Raw genomic sequence first — 16,437 nt, forward strand, 5'->3', positions numbered from 1 at the left:
AGAACCATCCTGCGACAGGAATAAACCGCCAAGGCACGTAGGAACGTCCAGTCCTGTACACTGCACGACCTTGGCAGCCACACATTCCCCCGGCTGCGCTCCCGATCCTGGATTTTCCGGCCATGCAGAAAGAAACCGAAATCAAACTCCGCGTCAGCCGCGAAACCCTCGCCGCCCTGCGCGAGCACCCGCTCCTGAAAAAACGCAACAAAAGTGGCTGGGAACGCCGTGAGTTGATGAACCAATACTTCGACACGCCAGAGCGCGACCTGGCCCGCGCCAAGGTTGCCCTGCGCCTGCGCAAGGACGGCGAAGAAGTCATCCAGACCCTCAAGACTCGCGGCCAGAGCATCGCCGGTCTGTCCGAGCGTAACGAGTACGACTGGAACCTGCCCAAAGCCAAGCTCGACGTGAAAAAACTTGACGGCGAATGCTGGCCTGAAGAACTGGCCGAGCTGGACAAGAAAACCCTGAAAGCAATCTTCACCACCGATTTCGTGCGTGAACGCGCGGAAATCGCCTGGGGCCGTGGCAAGACCAAAGTGGTCATCGAAGCGGCGCTGGACTTCGGTCACGTGGTGGTCGGCAAGCAGAAAGAAGAAATCTGCGAACTGGAACTGGAATTGCGCGAAGGCGAACCTGCCGCGCTGCTGGAACTGGCCGCCGAACTGGCCGCGACCCTGCCCCTGATGCCGTGTGACATCAGCAAGGCCGAGCGCGGTTATCGTTTGTACGACGCCAACAGCTACTCCCTGAGCCTGCCGGCGCCGCAGATCACCGCCGAAATGCCGCTGGACGACGCGTTCGCCGCCCTGAGCTGGCATTTGCTCGGCAGCAGCCAGCGTCTGGCTGAGCAGTATCGCTTCAATGGCCACTGGCGTTTGCTGCAGGACTGGGTCGAAAACCTCGGTGAACTGCGCGCACTGCTCAGCAGCCTCGGTCAAGCCGCACCGCGTCAGTCGACTCACGATCTGCGCGTGGCCCTCGACGCCTTGCTGGAAGACTGGCGTCCACTGGTTCAGGCCGGCCTGGACGACGAAGACGTGCGTAAAGCTGCGCCGGAGCAGTTCCTCGAAGAACTGGAAGATCCGCGCTGGGGCTTGTTCTCGCTGAACACGTCGCGCTGGTTGTTGGCGCGCACCTGGGCGGCCGATCGTAACGTGCGTGGCAATCGTCAAGGCGCTGCACAATTGGCCAACTGGTTGCCGCGCCTGCTGGGCGAGGAAGCCACGTCCCTGCAATTGCAGCGTTATCAGCAACAGCCAGAAGACTTGGCCGAGCAACTGCCGCGCATCGAACGCATCCAGGCCTGGATGCACCATGCCCGTGGTGTGCTGGACATTCCGGAAATGGATCGCCTGTATGGCGAGCTGAACAAACTGGCGCAACTGGCCAACGAGCCGATCACCGACGAAAGCCTGGATGCGCGTAAGCAGCAGGCGATTGCCGTGTATCAGAACCGTGCCTGGAAAATGTTGTTGCGTATGTAATACCACCAAAAGATCGCAGCCTTCGGCAGCTCCTACGGGTGTACACATTCCCCTGTAGGAGCTGCCGTAAGCCATTGCGGTGTATCAGAACCGTGCCTGGAGAATGTTGCTGCGTATGTAATACCGCCAAAAGATCGCAGCCTTCGGCAGCTCCTACGGGTGTACACATTCCCCTGCAGGAGCTGCCGTAAGCCATTGCGGTGTATCAGAACCGTAACTGGAGAATGTTGTTGCGTATGTAATACCGCCAAAAGATCGCAGCCTTCGGCAGCTCCTACGGGTGTACACATTCCCCTGTAGGAGCTGCCGAAGGCTGCGATCTTTTGCTTTACCGCAACACCGGCAAACTCGTCGTGGACTTGATCTCCGACAGCGCCACGATCGAGTTCACTTCCTGAATCCCCGGCACCATCGACAGCTTCTCGAAGAAAAACCGCTCATACGCCTCGATGTCCGCCGTCACAATCCGCAGCAAAAAATCCACCGACCCCATCAGCACATAACACTCCAGCACTTCGGGAAAACCGCGAATCGCCTCGGTGAACTCGGTGAAGTTCGAACGCCCGTGGGCGTTGAGTTTGATCTCGGCAAAGATCTGCGTGTTCAGGCCGATTTTCTTGCGATCGAGTAACGTCACCTGACCGCGAATGATCCCCTCCTCCTTCATCCGCTGAATCCGCCGCCAGCACGGCGACTGCGACAGCCCGACCTGCTCGGCGATCTGCGCACTGGAAAGCGAAGCGTCCTCTTGCAGCAACGCGAGAATCTTGCGGTCGTAGCCATCCAGCTCGGCGTGCATAAAAAAACCTTTGGTTGATGACTTGTTGGATCAAACGATTCGATAAATCGCCATTACGCCCGATCATAGCCAAGAAATGCCCGGCGCCGAATGTAAAAATTCCTCCAATGATTTTGGAGACCGACCATGCCGCACCTTGAAGCCGTAAACACCCCGCCGACCCGCGCCGATGTGTGGAATGTCAGCAATGCCCATTGCCGCGTGCAGTACCAACTGCTGGCCGAAGCCGAACCGGATGTGCTGTGCCGCGCACTCAACCTGTTCGCCTTGCAGTTTTTGACTCCGGAGCAAGTCAACGTGCAGCGCATGGACGATTTGCTGTCGGTCGATATCGTGATCGACGGCCTGAGCTGGCACCGTGCCGAAGTGATCGCGGAAAAACTGCGTAACCTGATCAGCGTCTGCTCGGTGAACCTGCAAAGTGCCGATGCGACGTGGGATGAACAGGCACAGGCAGTGGGCTGAAAGAACTGGAAACGGCTTCGTCGGGTAGTGGCCCAACGGTCTGCGGGTCCGCGACTATCCTTTGCACACTGCGGTCTAGATCGCTGTTTGCAGGAATGTTCATAAGGAACCCGCATGTCCGTTCAACTTGCCACTCAGGACCGCTGGCTGGATCTCAATGATTTGCTGCGAGAACTGGTCGCCCAGGGCTTTATCAATCAGGATTCGGCCGAACTCGCGCTCAACGCCCGACGCCGGCATGCCGCCAATGGCCAGTTGCACCCGCTGGAGTTTATTGCCGGACAGCACCTCGACGACCTCAGCCGTCCCGGCAAACACCTCGACCTGGAAAGCCTGACCCTGTGGCTGTCGCAACAGGCCGGCCAGCCTTATTTGCGCATCGATCCACTGAAGATCAACGTCGCGGCCATCACGCCGCTGATGTCCTACGCCTTCGCCCAGCGCCACAAGATTCTCGCGGTTTCCATCGATCGCGACGCCGTGACCGTGGCCAGCGCCCAGCCCTACGTCACAGGCTGGGAAGCCGACCTGACCCACGTGCTGAAGCTGCCGATCAAACGCGTGGTGGCCAACCCGGCGGACATCCAGCGCTTCAGCGTGGAGTTTTTCCGCTTGGCCAAATCGGTGACCGGCGCGACTAACGCCGATCAACAGACCAGCACCCTCGGTAACTTCGAACAACTGCTCAACCTCGGCGCCAGCGACCAGGAGCCGGACGCCAACGACGCGCACATCGTCAACATCGTCGATTGGCTGTTCCAGTACGCGTTCCAGCAGCGCGCCAGTGATATCCACATCGAACCCAGGCGCGAGCAAGGCACCGTGCGGTTTCGCATCGACGGCGTGCTGCACAACGTCTATCAATTCCCGCCCCAGGTGACCATGGCCATCGTCAGCCGCCTGAAAAGCCTGGGCCGGATGAACGTCGCGGAAAAACGCAAACCCCAGGATGGCCGGGTCAAGACCAAGACCCCGGACGGCGGCGAAGTCGAACTGCGGCTATCGACCTTGCCCACGGCGTTCGGCGAAAAAATGGTCATGCGGATCTTCGACCCGGAAGTGCTGCTCAAGGACTTCGATCAACTGGGCTTCTCCACCGATGACCTGCGCCGCTGGCAGGACATGACCCGCCAGCCCAACGGCATCATCCTGGTGACCGGGCCGACCGGTTCGGGCAAGACCACCACGCTCTATACAACGCTGAAAAAACTGGCGACCTCAGAGGTCAATCTCTGCACCATCGAAGACCCGATTGAAATGGTCGAGCCAGCCTTCAACCAGATGCAGGTCCAGCACAACATCGACCTGACCTTCGCTGCCGGCGTGCGCGCGCTGATGCGGCAAGACCCGGACATCATCATGATCGGCGAGATCCGCGACCTCGAAACCGCCGAAATGGCGATCCAGGCTGCGCTCACCGGCCACCTCGTGCTCTCGACCCTGCACACCAACGACGCACCGAGCGCCATCAGCCGTTTGCTGGAACTCGGCGTGCCGCATTACCTGATCAAAGCTACGGTGCTCGGGGTCATGGCCCAACGGCTGGTGCGCACCTTGTGCCCGCATTGCAAGGCGCCGCTGACCCTGGGCGAAGACGATTGGCAAACCCTGACCCGCCCCTGGCAAGCACCGCTGCCGACCAACGCCCAACGCGCCATCGGTTGCCTGGAATGCCGCGACACCGGCTATCGCGGCCGCGCCGGGGTCTACGAAATCATGCAACTGACCGACAGCGTCAAAGCGCTGATCACCCCCGACACCGACTTGCTGGCGGTTCGGCGTCAGGCGTTCAAGGAAGGCATGCGCAGCTTGCGGTTGTCGGGAGCGCAGAAAGTCGCGGCGGGGCTGACCACGATTGAGGAGGTGTTGCGGGTGACGCCGCAGAGTGAGCAAAAGTAAGTCTATCGACTCAGAGCTTGTCCCAGATTGCCAACTTGAACCAGGCTGGGATTTGCTCTGTTCTCAACTCCAGATCCTCGCCATTGGTGACTTCCGCCAACCAGGTACTTTCGTGGCTGGAGTTATCGAAGATGTAGGCACGATCGCTAAAGCGAATGGCGTCAAGAAGCAGATCGAGAGAGCGGGCATAACGGCTAACAATCTTATCTTCCGGCACAGGATGACCGCCAAGACGAACCCTGTTTTGAACGCGGGAAATATTGATTAGTGGATCATCCGTGGCCACAAAGTAGAGATAGGTTCGAAAACCTTTTTCTTGAGCCTTACACAGCAGCGCCACTTTATCGGGGGAGGACATGACAGTTTCGAAGGTAAACGACGCGCCTCTGTCCAAGAGCTTGTGCCGCAGGAAATCCGATACCACAGAGGCGTAGTAGGAGTTGACCGTAATCCCGGAAAAATCCACTACATCGTGATTTAGCCGGACCTGTTGAGACTCGATCACCAAGCCTGCGTTCTCCAGCAATGTCGATTGACTGAAAAAGCTCAATAGCGCCTGACCGGTGTCACTCACACCATACTTTTTCAGATCAAGAAAGCCGGTATCACGGATGTCCTTCTCAATCTCATCCGGATTGATATAGATCCCAAGAAGCTCAGGCCCTATGACTGACTTGATAGTGCTTTTACCGGAGCCATTCGGTCCAGCGAACATGCGCATCCGGGGTACTGCTGTCATTTCAAGCGCCGCTTTTCACCGCGGACGACGGTGGTTGGAGCTGCAATGTTTTTCAGTTTTTTCCGAGAGCCATCCGGGGAAATCTCATAAAGCGCACCATTTTCACTTTCCAGTACAGCGTTGCCGGACGCCAGCGCTTGCCAATACGCCTGAGTAACGGCCGACGCCGCCATTTCAGGTATATGCGACTCCAGATAGCACAGCGTTTTCTCTTGCGTGATCATGTTTTCTTCCTCAATCAGGCTTTCAAAATAGCTGATTCATTCAACCGTTTGCCAGACATGGTTACATTTTGCGATGGATGAGATTTCCCAGGTACAGCCCTGTGAGGCTTTTGCCCTTACACTCAGAAACATCGCCATTTCATTGATCCACACTTCAACAGGGAATCGTTATGCAGATCGGTAGTGTGCTTTTACTCTTCGTCGGCCTGGTCGTCGCCATTCTGTTCATGGGTTTCAAGGTGGTGCCCCAGGGTTACCAGTGGACGGTCGAGCGTTTCGGCCGTTACACCAACACCCTCAAGCCCGGGCTGAACATCATCATTCCGATCGTGGACCGCATTGGTCGCAAGATGAATGTCATGGAAAGCGTGCTGGATATTCCGCCCCAGGAAGTCATCACCGCCGACAACGCCACGGTGCAGATCGACGCCGTGTGCTTCTTCCAGGTGGTCAACACGGCCCAGGCCGCCTACGAGGTGAACAACCTCGAACACGCCATTCGCAACCTGCTGCAAACCAATATCCGTACCGTACTCGGTTCGATGGAGCTGGACGCGATGCTCAGCCAGCGTGACGGTATCAACGAAAAACTCCTGCGCACGGTGGATGAAGCCACGGCGCCGTGGGGCATCAAGATCACCCGGATCGAAATCAAGGACATCAGCCCGCCGGCAGATTTGATGGCCGCGATGTCTGGCCAGATGAAAGCCGAGCGGATCAAGCGTGCGCAAATCCTCGAAGCCGAAGGCCTGCGAGCCGCCGCGATCCTGACCGCCGAAGGCAAGAAACAGGCGCAGATCCTCGAAGCCGAAGGTGGCCGTCAGGCGGCGTTCCTCGAATCCGAAGCCCGGGAGCGTCAGGCCGAGGCCGAAGCCCAGGCCACCAAAGTGGTGTCTGAAGCCATCGCCAACGGCAACGTGCAGGCGGTGAACTACTTCGTCGCGCAAAAATACATCGATGCGCTGGGCAAACTGGCCTCGGCCAACAACAGCAAAGTGATCCTGATGCCGCTGGAGGCCAGTTCGATGATCGGCGCGGTCGGCGGCATCGGCGAAATCGTCAAGGCCACCTTCGATAACAAGAAAGCCTGAGGCGCGCCATGTGGGCATTCCTGCAACATTTGTCGTTCTGGGACTGGCTGGGGCTCGGCACAGTGCTGCTGATTCTTGAAGTGTTCGGCGCCGGTGGCTATCTGCTGTGGATTGGCTTGGCGGCGGCAGCGGTTGGCGTGCTGACCTTTGTGCTGCCCGGCCTGTCCTGGGAAATGCAGTTTTTGCTGTTCGGCCTGCTGTCGATTGCCACCGCTCTGTACTGGTGGCGACGCCAGCGCAGCGCCGTGAGGCAGAGCGACCAGCCCAACCTGAATCTTCGAGGCCAGGAACTGATCGGCAAAACCTTTGTGGTGCATGAAGCGATTATCGATGGCCGGGGCAAGATCAAGGTCGCCGATGGCGTGTGGATGGCTCGCGGGCCGGACGCCGCGCTGGGCAGCCGGGTGCGGGTGATCAGCCAGCAAGGGGCGATTCTGCTGGTGGAACCGGCGGACTGAGCGGTCATGGAACTCGATTGGGTAAATGGCGATCAAACCCCGTAGTTAACTCAGTGGAGTCACCCATCATGCGTCTCAAACTTGCTGTCGCTACCCTTGCCTTGCTGTCCCTGCCCGTTGGTTCAGCGATGGCCGACAGCTTTTGGCGTAACGTCATTTCGTCCGGTGCCACCACCGGTTCGACCTACCTGACCTTCAAGGATCACAAGCTGATCGTCGCGGCCCAGGACGATGCCGGCAGCTTTGTCGCCAGTGACGGCGGCATCCGTGGCCCTTACCTGGAAGCCGCGATGCAGAAAGTCCGCGCCGACAACCCGGGCCTGCAAGCCACGGACATGGAACTGGCGAATGCGATCCTGGCGAAGAATGCCGTCGCTTCGGACTAAGCTTTACCGATGTGAAAAATGCCGCTCATCTGAGCGGCATTTTTTATGGGCCGGGAAAACTGCACTGCACTTTCCTATAGCTGCCGATGCCAAAACCCAAAAGCAAAGATCGCAGCCTTCGGCAGCTCCTACATGGGATTGCATTGCTCTGTAGGAGCTGCCGAAGGCTGCGATCTTTTGATCTTGCTCAGCGGTAATCATCCACCGGAACGCAAGCGCAGAACAGATTGCGGTCGCCGTAGACGTTATCCACCCGGTTCACCGCTGGCCAATACTTGTGCGCCTTGGTGTGTGCATCCGGCGTCACCGCTTGCTCAATGCTGTAGGGCCGCTCCCAGACCCCGGTGATATCGGCCAGGGTATGCGGGGCGCGCTTCAACGGGTTGTCCTCGGCGTCCCAGTTACCGTTTTGCACTTCGGTGATTTCGGCGCGGATGCTCAGCATCGCGCCGATAAACCGGTCCAGTTCAGCCTTGGATTCACTCTCGGTCGGTTCGACCATCAAGGTTCCCGGCACCGGAAAGGACATGGTCGGCGCATGGAAGCCGTAATCCATCAGACGCTTGGCCACGTCCTCTTCGCTGATGCCAGTCAACGCCTTGAGCGGCCGCAGATCCAGAATGCATTCATGGGCCACCCGCTCGTTACGCCCGGTGTAGAGCACAGGGAAGGCACCGGACAAATGCTGCGCCAGGTAATTCGCCGCCAGGATCGCCACTTCACTGGCATCCGCGAGTTGCGGCCCCATCATGGCGACGTACATCCAACTGATCGGCAGAATGCTCGCACTGCCCCACGGCGCGGCACTGACCGCGCCGTTCTGTGGTTGCGGCCCGTCGATCGGCACCACCGGGTGATTGGCCACGAACGGCGCCAAGTGCGCGCGCACGCCAATCGGCCCCATGCCCGGTCCGCCACCACCGTGGGGAATGCAAAAGGTTTTGTGCAGGTTCATATGGGACACGTCGGCGCCGATGTCCGCCGGCCGCGCCAAACCGACCTGGGCGTTGAGGTTGGCGCCATCCATGTAAACCTGACCGCCGTGGTTGTGGATAACTTCACAGATCTCGCTGATGCCTTCCTCATACACACCGTGGGTCGAGGGATACGTCGCCATGAGGCAAGCGAGTTTGTCCCCCGCCGCTGAGGCTTTGTCTTTCAGGTCCTCCAGATCGACGTTACCCGCCTCATCGCACTCGACGATCACCACCCGCATCCCGGACATTTGCGCCGAGGCCGGGTTGGTGCCGTGGGCCGAGGACGGGATCAGACAGATATCCCTAGCGCCCTGATGGCGACTCTCGTGGTATTTGCGGATCGCCAGCAGCCCGGCGTATTCGCCTTGGGCGCCGGAGTTGGGCTGCATGCAGATCGCGTCGAAACCGGTGATCGCGCAGAGCCAGCGCTCCAGTTCCTCAATCATCAGCGCGTAACCCACAGCCTGCTCCCTCGGAACAAACGGATGCAGGTTGGCGAATTGCGGCCAGGTGATGGGGATCATCTCGCTGGTGGCGTTGAGTTTCATGGTGCAGGAGCCCAGCGGGATCATTGACTGGTTCAGCGCCAGGTCTTTGTTCTCCAGTTGCTTGAGGTAGCGCAGCATCTCGGTTTCGCTGTGATGGGCGCTGAACACCGGGTGACGCAGGTAAGGCGTGGTGCGCAGCAAGCCCTCGGGAATGCCGGAAACCAGGGTTTCGGCGTCAAGTTCGTCGACGTTGAGCCCATGATCGGCACCGAGGAACACATCAAACAGCTTCGTCACCGTGGTTTCGTCGCAGGTTTCATCGAGGCTCAGGCCCAATTGCCCGCGCCCGAGAATGCGCACATTGATCTGCGCGGCCTGGGCGCTTTCGATGATCGCGGTCTGGGCGCCGCCGACCTCCAGGGTCAGGGTGTCGAAAAAATGCCTGTTGAGGCGGGTAATGCCGTGGCGCTCCAGGCCGGTGGCGAGGATGCAAGTCAGCCGATGCACACGCTGGGCAATCCGTTTCAGCCCTTCCGGCCCGTGATAGACCGCGTAGAAACTGGCGATATTGGCCAGCAACACCTGAGCGGTGCAGATGTTCGAGTTGGCCTTCTCCCGGCGAATATGTTGCTCGCGGGTTTGCAGGGCCATGCGCAGGGCGACGTTGCCGCGAGCGTCCTTTGACACGCCAATGATTCGCCCCGGAATCGCCCGTTTGTACTCATCGCGACTGGCAAAAAAAGCCGCATGCGGGCCGCCGTAACCCATGGGCACGCCAAAGCGCTGGGACGAACCGAACACCACGTCGGCGCCCAATTCCCCCGGCGGTGTCAGCAACAACAGGCTCAGCAGATCGGTCGCGACACAGGCCAACGCCTGCTGGGCATGCAGGTGATCGATCAACGGCCGCAGATCGCGGATCTCGCCGTGGGTGTCGGGGTATTGCAGCAACGCGCCGAACACCGGGTGCTGCTTCAAGTTATCCACAGCGTCGACGATCAACTCGAAACCGAAGCCTTCGGCCCGGGTGCGGACCACGGAAATGGTCTGTGGATGGCAGTTCTCATCGACGAAAAACAGATTGCTCTTGGACTTGGCTACGCGCTTGGCCAGGGCCATGGCTTCCGCCGCCGCCGTGGCTTCGTCCAGCAGCGAGGCGTTGGCCAATTCCAGGCCGGTAAGGTCGATGGTCAGTTGCTGGAAATTGAGCAACGCTTCGAGCCGGCCCTGGGCAATCTCCGGCTGATACGGCGTGTATGCGGTGTACCAACCGGGATTTTCCAGGACGTTGCGCAAGATAACGGTAGGCGTCAGGGTGCCGTGATAGCCCATGCCGATCAGGCTGGTCCAGACCTGGTTCTGTTCGGCATAGCCGCGCAGCTTGGCCAGCGCAGCCTCCTCGTCGAGGGCCGGCGGCAGGTCCAGTTCACGGTTGAGGCGAATGCCCGGCGGTACGGTCTGCTCGATCAGCTCGACCCGGCTACCCAGGCCGAGGCTGTCGAGCATCGCCTGCTGCTCGGCGGCATCGGGGCCCAAGTGGCGGCGCAGGAAAGCATTGGGGTCGCGTAACTGACTCAAGGACGGCAACTGGGACATGACGGGCTCTCTCTTGACTGGCGCTCAGCGTCGATGCAACACGGTCAAACCAGCATAGCAGTCGATACCCGAGCGGATGGCGTGGCGCCGCCGCTCGATCCGGCTCATCATGTTCGCCGTCTCCCTAACGTCCGCTATCGGGTGTCTACTGTTTATGAGCCAACTGCCATTTCTGCCGTTTTCCAAACCCGTCATCGACGAAGCCACGATTGCGGCGGTCGGTGATGTATTGCGTTCGGGCTGGATCACCAGCGGCCCCAAGGTCCAGGCCTTTGAAGCGCAACTCTCGGAGTTCTTCGGCGGGCGCCCGGTGCGCACGTTCAATTCCGGCACCTGCACCTTGGAAATCGCCCTGCGCATCGCCGGCATCGGGCCGGGGGATGAGGTGATCACCACGCCGATTTCCTGGGTCGCCACCGCCAACGTGATTCTGGAAGTGGGCGCCACGCCGGTGTTTGCCGACATCGATCCGGTCACCCGCAATATCGACCTCGATCAACTGGAAGCCGCGATCACCCCGCGCACCAAGGCGATCATCCCGGTGTACCTGGCCGGTTTGCCGGTTGATATGAGCCGGTTGTATGCAATCGCCAAAAAACACGGCCTGCGGATTGTCGAAGACGCCGCGCAAGCCTTGGGTTCGAGCTGGAACGGCCAACGCATCGGCGCCACCGGCGACTTCGTGTCATTCAGTTTTCAGGCGAACAAAAACGTCACCTCGTCAGAGGGCGGTTGTCTGGTGCTGAACACGCCGGAGGAGGTGCGACTGGCGGAGAAGTACCGTTTGCAGGGCGTTACCCGCAATGGTTTCGATGGTCTGGATGTGGACGTGCTGGGCGGCAAGTTCAACATGACCGATGTGGCGGCGGCCATTGGCCTGGGGCAGTTCGCGCACATCGAAGCGATCACAGCCCATCGCCGCGAGCTGGCCCGGCATTATTTCGCGTGTTTTGGTGAGGATTTCGAAGCGCAATACGGCGCGCAACTGCCGCCGGCGGATTTCGAGAACAGCAACTGGCACTTGTTCCAACTGGTGCTGCCTGAGCGCCAGGACGGCCAACCGGCACGGGCCACGTTCATGGAGCAGATGCAGGCCTTGGGCGTCGGCATCGGTTATCACTACCCGCCGATTCACCTGCTGAGTCTTTACCGCGAACGCGGGTTCAAGGAAGGCATGTTCCCGGTGGCGGAGCGCGTGGGTCGCCTGATTGTGTCGTTGCCGATGTTTACGTCGATGACTAAGGCAGACGTCGAGCGATCGGTGGCAGCGGTCAAAGCCGTACTGAAGCCGTAAACAAGCGTAGGAGCTGCCGAAGGCTGCGATCTTTTGATCTAGAAAGTCAAAAGATCGCAGCCTTCGGCAGCTCCTACGCGGGGCGAAGATTATTCGCCGATAGCGGCTTTGTAGCCGGCGGCGTCGAGCAGTTTTTCCAGATCAGCCGCGTTGCTTGGCTTGAGCTTGAAGATCCACGCGCCGTACGGGTCGGAGTTGAGCGACTCCGGGCTGGCGCTCAAGTCTTCGTTGACCGCAATCACTTCACCGGCAATCGGGGAGTAGATGTCGGAGGCGGCTTTAACCGACTCAACCACACCGGCTTGATCGGCGGCGGCAAACACGGTGCCGACTTCGGTCAGCTCAACGAACACCACATCGCCCAAGGCTTCCTGAGCGTGATCGCTGATGCCCACGGTGACGGTGCCGTCGGCTTCCAGGCGGGCCCATTCGTGACTTTCGGCAAAACGCAGGTCGGCAGGGATATCGCTCATGTTCTGTGTCCTCAAGAAAAATGTCAGCGGTCGTTGCCCGCCAGAAAAGGGTTAAATCAATGTTTTGCCATGGCGGACGAAGGTCGGTTTGACCACTCGGACCGGGTACCACTTGCCACGGATTTCCACTTCTGCGCGGTCGGCAGTCGCCATCGGCACGCGCGCCAGTGCAATCGACTTGCTAAGCGTAGGAGAGAAACTACCACTGGTGATCTCCCCTTCGCCAACATTGGCGATACGGACGACTTGATGCGCACGCAAAACCCCGCGCTCTTCAAGGACCAGACCGACCAGTTTGTGCTTCACCCCACCGGCCCGCTCGGCTTCCAGCGCTGTGCGACCGATGAACCGGCGAGTGGCCGGTTCCCAGGCAATGCTCCAGGCCATATTGGAGGCCAGCGGTGAGACATCTTGATGAATGTCCTGACCGTAGAGGTTCATCCCGGCTTCGACCCGCAGGGTGTCCCGGGCGCCGAGGCCGATCGGGGAAATGCCCGCGCCGACCAGATCGTTGAAGAAACCGGGCGCCTGACTGGCGGGCAAAACGATTTCCAGACCATCCTCGCCGGTGTAACCGGTACGGGCAATGAACCAGTCGCCGTCGGGCTGACCTTCGAAAGGCTTGAGGATCTGGATCAGGTTGCCGCGAGACTGGGTGACCAGCTCGGCAATCTTGTGCCGGGCTTGCGGGCCTTGAATGGCCAGCATCGCCAACTCGGAACGCTCCAGGAGTTTTACGTCGAAGCCATCAAGATGCGCCTGCATCCAGGCCAGGTCCTGATCCCGGGTAGAAGCGTTGACCACCAGGCGATAACCGTCCTCGAGACGGTAGACGATCATGTCATCGACGATGCCGCCACGCTCGTTGAGCATGGTGCTGTAGAGCGCACGGCCGGGGCTGTGCAGGCGTTCGACATCATTGGCCAGTAAATGCTGGAGCCAGGCCTTGGCCTGGGGGCCGCTGACATCGATCACGGTCATGTGGGATACATCGAAAACCCCGCAATCGCGGCGCACCTGATGGTGTTCCTCGACTTGCGAGCCGTAATGCAATGGCATATCCCAACCGCCAAAATCGACCATCTTCGCGCCGAGGGCGAGATGAAGGTCATACAGAGGCGTACGCTGTCCCATGGGTTTCTCCTTCCGGGCGTGGCGAGGGTGCGGACAGGCACTGCACGGGTTGAAAGCCTTGAAATAGAAGGCCTACAGCCGATTTCAGCTACCTGATCTGTCAGACGGACCGCACCGAATGCCGCGCATTGTAGCCGCATGGTGTAGGACTGGCACCTAGGCGTTTCGATGCGCCGAACGTCGAATCAATCCGATGACCGGTAACAGCCCGACCAAAACCAGGGTCAGCGCTGGCAGCGATGCTCTCGCCCACTCGCCTTCACTGGTCATTTCAAAGATGCGTACGGCCAGCGTGTCCCAGCCAAACGGGCGCATCAGCAGGGTGGCGGGCATTTCCTTGAGCACATCGACGAACACCAGCAACGCAGCGCTCAAGGTGCCAGGGAGCAAAAGTGGCAGATACACTTTGAAAAACAGTCGTGGCCCACTGACCCCAAGACTACGTGCTGCTTCGGGCAAAGAAGGCCGTATTCGCGCCAGACTGCTTTCCAACGGCCCGTACGCCACCGCAATAAAGCGCACCAGATACGCCAGCAACAACGCCGACAGGCTGCCCAGCAGCAACGGCTTGCCCGCGCCGCCGAGCCAACTCGACAGCGGGATCACCAGTTCGCGGTCCAGGTAACTGAACGCCAGCATGATCGACACCGCCAGCACTGAACCGGGCAAGGCGTAGCCGAGGTTGGCCAGGCTGACCCCGGAACGGATCACCCGGGTCGGCGCCAGACGTCGGGCAAACGCCAGCAGCAAGGCCACGCTGACGGTGATCAATGCCGCCATGCCGCCCAGGTACAAGGTGTGGACGATCAGCCCGGCGTAACGCTCGTCCAGATCGAAACGCCCGCGTTGCCAGAACCACACAATCAGTTGCAGCATCGGAATGACAAAAGCACAGGCAAACACCAGCCCGCACCAACTCATCGCCGCCAACGCCTTGAAACCGCGCAGGTGATACAGCGCCTTGACCCGTGGCCGCTCGTTGCTCGCACGATTCGCACCCCGGGCCCGGCGCTCGCCGTAGAGCACGACCATCACCACCAGCAGCAACAGGCTCGCCAGTTGCGCGGCGGTCGAGAGGCTGAAAAAGCCGTACCAGGTTTTGTAGATCGCCGTGGTGAAGGTGTCGAAGTTGAACACCGACACCGCGCCGAAGTCCGCCAGGGTTTCCATCAACGCCAATGCCACGCCGGCGCCGATGGCCGGCCGCGCCATGGGCAATGCCACCCGCCAGAACGCTTGCCACGGCGATTGCCCGAGCACCCGGGCGGCTTCCATCAGCCCTTTGCCTTGGGCCAGGAACGCGGTGCGCGCCAACAGGTAAACGTAGGGATAAAACACCAGCACCAGCACGAGGATCACGCCCCCCGTAGAGCGCACTCGCGGCAATCGCAGCCCGGCGCCAAACCATTCACGCAGCAAGGTTTGCACGGGGCCGGCGAAGTCCAGCAGGCCGACAAAGACGAAGGCCAATACATAGGCGGGAATCGCGAACGGCAGCATCAGCGCCCAGTCGAGCCAGCGCCGGCCAGGGAATTCACAGAGGCTGGTGAGCCAGGCCAGGCTCACGCCCAACAGCGTCACGCCGACACCGACGCCGAGTACCAGGGTCAGGGTGTTGCCCAGCAGGCGTGGCATCTGGGTGTCCCAGAGGTGGGACCAGATCTGTTGATCGATGGTTTGCCAGGAGAGAAACAGCACGCTCAGGGGCAAAAGGACCAGCGCGGCGATGGCGAAGACCAGGGGATACCAACGGCGTTGGGCGGGGTGGGCCAAGGGAAGCTCTCAGGGGTGAATCAACAGAATAGGTGTTAACCGCAAAAAAGATCGCAGCCTTCGGCAGCGCCTACATTGGGATGATGTACACCCCGTAGGAGCTGCCGAAGGCTGCGATCTTTTGATCTTTAAAGCGGCAGACTCAGTTCCAGCCCGCCCGGTCCATCATCCGAATCGCTTCGGCCTGACGCTTGCCGGCAATCTCGACCGGCAACGTATCGGCGACAAACTTGCCCCAGCTCGCCACTTCCGCCGAAGGTGCAACCGCCGGGTTGGCCGGGAATTCCTGGTTCACATCCGCAAAGATCTTCTGCGCCTCAGGCGTGGTCATCCACTCCACCAACGCCTTGGCCGCTTCCGGGTGTGGTGCGTGTTTGGTCAGGCCAATACCCGACAGGTTGACGTGCACCCCACGGTCACCCTGGTTCGGCCAGAACAGCTTCACCGCCAAATCCGGCTTCTGTTTGTGCAGACGGCCGTAGTAGTAGGTGTTGACGATACCGACGTCGCACTGCCCGGCGTTGATCGCTTCCAGCACCGCGATGTCATCGGAGAACACGTCGGTGGACAGGTTGCTTACCCAACCCTTGAGGATCTGCTCGGTTTTATCGGCGCCGTGGACTTCGATCATGGTGGCGGTCAGCGACTGGTTGTAGACCTTCTTCGCCGTGCGCAGGCACAAGCGACCTTCCCACTGCTTGTCGGCCAAACCTTCATAAGTCGTCAATTCGCCCGGTTTCACTCGCGCAGTGGAGTAGGCAATGGTCCGCGCCCGCAGGCTCAGGCCGGTCCAGGCGTGAGAAGACGCGCGGTATTGCAGCGGGATGTTGGTGTCGATGGTCTTGGAGGTGAACGGCTGGAGGATGCCCATCTGCTCGGCCTGCCAGAGGTTGCCGGCATCGACGGTGAGCAGCAGGTCGGCGGTGGCGTTTTCGCCTTCGGCCTTGATGCGCTGCATCAGCGGCGCTTCCTTGTCGGTGATGAATTTCACCTGCACACCGGTTTTCGCGGTGTAGGCATCGAAGACTGGCTTGATCAGCTCGTCGATACGCGAGGAGTAGACCACCACCTCGTCGGCGGCCTGGGCGGCGGTGCTGCCGATCAGGGTCAGGGCCAGTGCGGTCAATAGACGCTTCGGTGCCAACATGGGA

At 60.1% G+C, this 16,437-nt stretch carries 15 protein-coding genes; 7 read left to right on the forward strand and 8 right to left on the reverse strand.

Features of this window, described 5'->3' with window-relative positions:
• Positions 1–122 precede the first annotated feature (122 nt).
• Complete coding sequence (locus V5E99_RS01645; protein ID WP_499800430.1) at positions 123–1,490, forward strand: CYTH domain-containing protein; 1,368 nt, start codon at positions 123–125, stop codon at positions 1,488–1,490.
• Between the two features lie 328 nt (positions 1,491–1,818).
• Here V5E99_RS01645 and V5E99_RS01650 read toward each other — a convergent pair whose 3' ends face one another.
• Positions 1,819–2,289 carry an Lrp/AsnC family transcriptional regulator gene (locus V5E99_RS01650; protein ID WP_109502952.1) on the reverse strand — a complete coding sequence of 157 codons (471 nt, stop codon included), beginning with the start codon at positions 2,287–2,289 and terminating at the stop codon, positions 1,819–1,821.
• 126 nt (positions 2,290–2,415) lie between these two features.
• Between V5E99_RS01650 and V5E99_RS01655 the strand changes: the two genes are divergently transcribed.
• Together V5E99_RS01655 and tfpB are read left to right on the forward strand one after the other, a co-directional pair.
• Positions 2,416–2,754: an ACT-like domain-containing protein gene (locus V5E99_RS01655; protein ID WP_499800431.1), complete on the forward strand. Its 339-nt coding sequence runs from the start codon at positions 2,416–2,418 to the stop codon at positions 2,752–2,754.
• Positions 2,755–2,868: 114 nt separating this feature from the next.
• Positions 2,869–4,653: a type IV pilus assembly ATPase TfpB gene (tfpB, locus tag V5E99_RS01660; protein ID WP_499800433.1), complete on the forward strand. Its 1,785-nt coding sequence runs from the start codon at positions 2,869–2,871 to the stop codon at positions 4,651–4,653.
• 10 nt (positions 4,654–4,663) lie between these two features.
• Here the strand turns inward: tfpB and V5E99_RS01665 are convergent, their stop codons facing one another.
• Both V5E99_RS01665 and V5E99_RS01670 read right to left on the reverse strand, forming a co-directional pair.
• Positions 4,664–5,392, reverse strand: a complete 729-nt coding sequence (locus V5E99_RS01665; RefSeq protein ID WP_499800434.1) for an ATPase — start codon at positions 5,390–5,392, stop codon at positions 4,664–4,666.
• Positions 5,389–5,616, reverse strand: coding sequence for a hypothetical protein (locus V5E99_RS01670; RefSeq protein ID WP_499800436.1), 228 nt, complete (start codon positions 5,614–5,616; stop codon positions 5,389–5,391). The genes V5E99_RS01665 and V5E99_RS01670 overlap by 4 nt, the downstream gene beginning before the upstream one ends.
• A gap of 170 nt (positions 5,617–5,786) precedes the next feature.
• Here V5E99_RS01670 and V5E99_RS01675 point away from each other — a divergent pair, with 170 nt between their 5' ends.
• The 3 genes from V5E99_RS01675 to V5E99_RS01685 all read left to right on the forward strand — a co-directional run bounded on the left by V5E99_RS01675 (position 5,787) and on the right by V5E99_RS01685 (position 7,551).
• Positions 5,787–6,707: an SPFH domain-containing protein gene (locus V5E99_RS01675; RefSeq protein WP_499800437.1), complete on the forward strand. Its 921-nt coding sequence runs from the start codon at positions 5,787–5,789 to the stop codon at positions 6,705–6,707.
• Between the two features lie 8 nt (positions 6,708–6,715).
• Positions 6,716–7,165: an NfeD family protein gene (locus V5E99_RS01680; protein WP_499800438.1), complete on the forward strand. Its 450-nt coding sequence runs from the start codon at positions 6,716–6,718 to the stop codon at positions 7,163–7,165.
• Between the two features lie 68 nt (positions 7,166–7,233).
• Positions 7,234–7,551, forward strand: coding sequence for a DUF2388 domain-containing protein (locus tag V5E99_RS01685; protein WP_123403978.1), 318 nt, complete (start codon positions 7,234–7,236; stop codon positions 7,549–7,551).
• A 187-nt stretch (positions 7,552–7,738) separates the two neighbouring features.
• Here the strand turns inward: V5E99_RS01685 and gcvP are convergent, their stop codons facing one another.
• Positions 7,739–10,612 carry an aminomethyl-transferring glycine dehydrogenase gene (gcvP, locus tag V5E99_RS01690; protein WP_499800439.1) on the reverse strand — a complete coding sequence of 958 codons (2,874 nt, stop codon included), beginning with the start codon at positions 10,610–10,612 and terminating at the stop codon, positions 7,739–7,741.
• 154 nt (positions 10,613–10,766) lie between these two features.
• Between gcvP and V5E99_RS01695 the strand changes: the two genes are divergently transcribed.
• Complete coding sequence (locus V5E99_RS01695) at positions 10,767–11,906, forward strand: DegT/DnrJ/EryC1/StrS family aminotransferase (RefSeq protein ID WP_499800440.1); 1,140 nt, start codon at positions 10,767–10,769, stop codon at positions 11,904–11,906.
• Between the two features lie 89 nt (positions 11,907–11,995).
• Here the strand turns inward: V5E99_RS01695 and gcvH are convergent, their stop codons facing one another.
• From gcvH to V5E99_RS01715, 4 genes are all read right to left on the reverse strand, one after another.
• Positions 11,996–12,379: a glycine cleavage system protein GcvH gene (gene gcvH, locus V5E99_RS01700; RefSeq protein ID WP_499800441.1), complete on the reverse strand. Its 384-nt coding sequence runs from the start codon at positions 12,377–12,379 to the stop codon at positions 11,996–11,998.
• A gap of 51 nt (positions 12,380–12,430) precedes the next feature.
• Positions 12,431–13,513: a glycine cleavage system aminomethyltransferase GcvT gene (gcvT, locus tag V5E99_RS01705; protein WP_499800442.1), complete on the reverse strand. Its 1,083-nt coding sequence runs from the start codon at positions 13,511–13,513 to the stop codon at positions 12,431–12,433.
• A gap of 156 nt (positions 13,514–13,669) precedes the next feature.
• Entirely contained in the window at positions 13,670–15,286 is a 1,617-nt protein-coding gene (locus tag V5E99_RS01710; protein WP_499800443.1) for an ABC transporter permease, read from the reverse strand.
• Between the two features lie 142 nt (positions 15,287–15,428).
• On the reverse strand, positions 15,429–16,433 hold the full coding sequence (locus V5E99_RS01715) for an extracellular solute-binding protein (RefSeq protein WP_499800444.1): 1,005 nt from the start codon (positions 16,431–16,433) through the stop codon (positions 15,429–15,431).
• Positions 16,434–16,437: the final 4 nt, after the last annotated feature.

The sequence above is a fragment of the Janthinobacterium sp. LPB2021202312-11-4 genome (genome assembly GCF_037049705.1).
Classification (GTDB): Bacteria; Pseudomonadota; Gammaproteobacteria; order Pseudomonadales; family Pseudomonadaceae; genus Aquipseudomonas.

Excerpts from the sequence above, each read along its gene's own strand:
- V5E99_RS01665 (WP_499800434.1), bottom strand. The coding sequence starts at position 5,392 with ATGACAGCAGTACCCCGGATGCGCATGTTCGCTGGACCGAATGGCTCC.
- V5E99_RS01695 (WP_499800440.1), top strand. The coding sequence starts at position 10,767 with ATGAGCCAACTGCCATTTCTGCCGTTTTCCAAACCCGTCATCGACGAA.
- gcvP (WP_499800439.1), bottom strand. The coding sequence starts at position 10,612 with ATGTCCCAGTTGCCGTCCTTGAGTCAGTTACGCGACCCCAATGCTTTC.
- V5E99_RS01675 (WP_499800437.1), top strand. The coding sequence starts at position 5,787 with ATGCAGATCGGTAGTGTGCTTTTACTCTTCGTCGGCCTGGTCGTCGCC.
- V5E99_RS01655 (WP_499800431.1), top strand. The coding sequence starts at position 2,416 with ATGCCGCACCTTGAAGCCGTAAACACCCCGCCGACCCGCGCCGATGTG.
- V5E99_RS01685 (WP_123403978.1), top strand. The coding sequence starts at position 7,234 with ATGCGTCTCAAACTTGCTGTCGCTACCCTTGCCTTGCTGTCCCTGCCC.
- gcvT (WP_499800442.1), bottom strand. The coding sequence starts at position 13,513 with ATGGGACAGCGTACGCCTCTGTATGACCTTCATCTCGCCCTCGGCGCG.
- tfpB (WP_499800433.1), top strand. The coding sequence starts at position 2,869 with ATGTCCGTTCAACTTGCCACTCAGGACCGCTGGCTGGATCTCAATGAT.
- gcvH (WP_499800441.1), bottom strand. The coding sequence starts at position 12,379 with ATGAGCGATATCCCTGCCGACCTGCGTTTTGCCGAAAGTCACGAATGG.
- V5E99_RS01650 (WP_109502952.1), bottom strand. The coding sequence starts at position 2,289 with ATGCACGCCGAGCTGGATGGCTACGACCGCAAGATTCTCGCGTTGCTG.
- V5E99_RS01670 (WP_499800436.1), bottom strand. The coding sequence starts at position 5,616 with ATGATCACGCAAGAGAAAACGCTGTGCTATCTGGAGTCGCATATACCT.
- V5E99_RS01645 (WP_499800430.1), top strand. The coding sequence starts at position 123 with ATGCAGAAAGAAACCGAAATCAAACTCCGCGTCAGCCGCGAAACCCTC.
- V5E99_RS01715 (WP_499800444.1), bottom strand. The coding sequence starts at position 16,433 with ATGTTGGCACCGAAGCGTCTATTGACCGCACTGGCCCTGACCCTGATC.
- V5E99_RS01680 (WP_499800438.1), top strand. The coding sequence starts at position 6,716 with ATGTGGGCATTCCTGCAACATTTGTCGTTCTGGGACTGGCTGGGGCTC.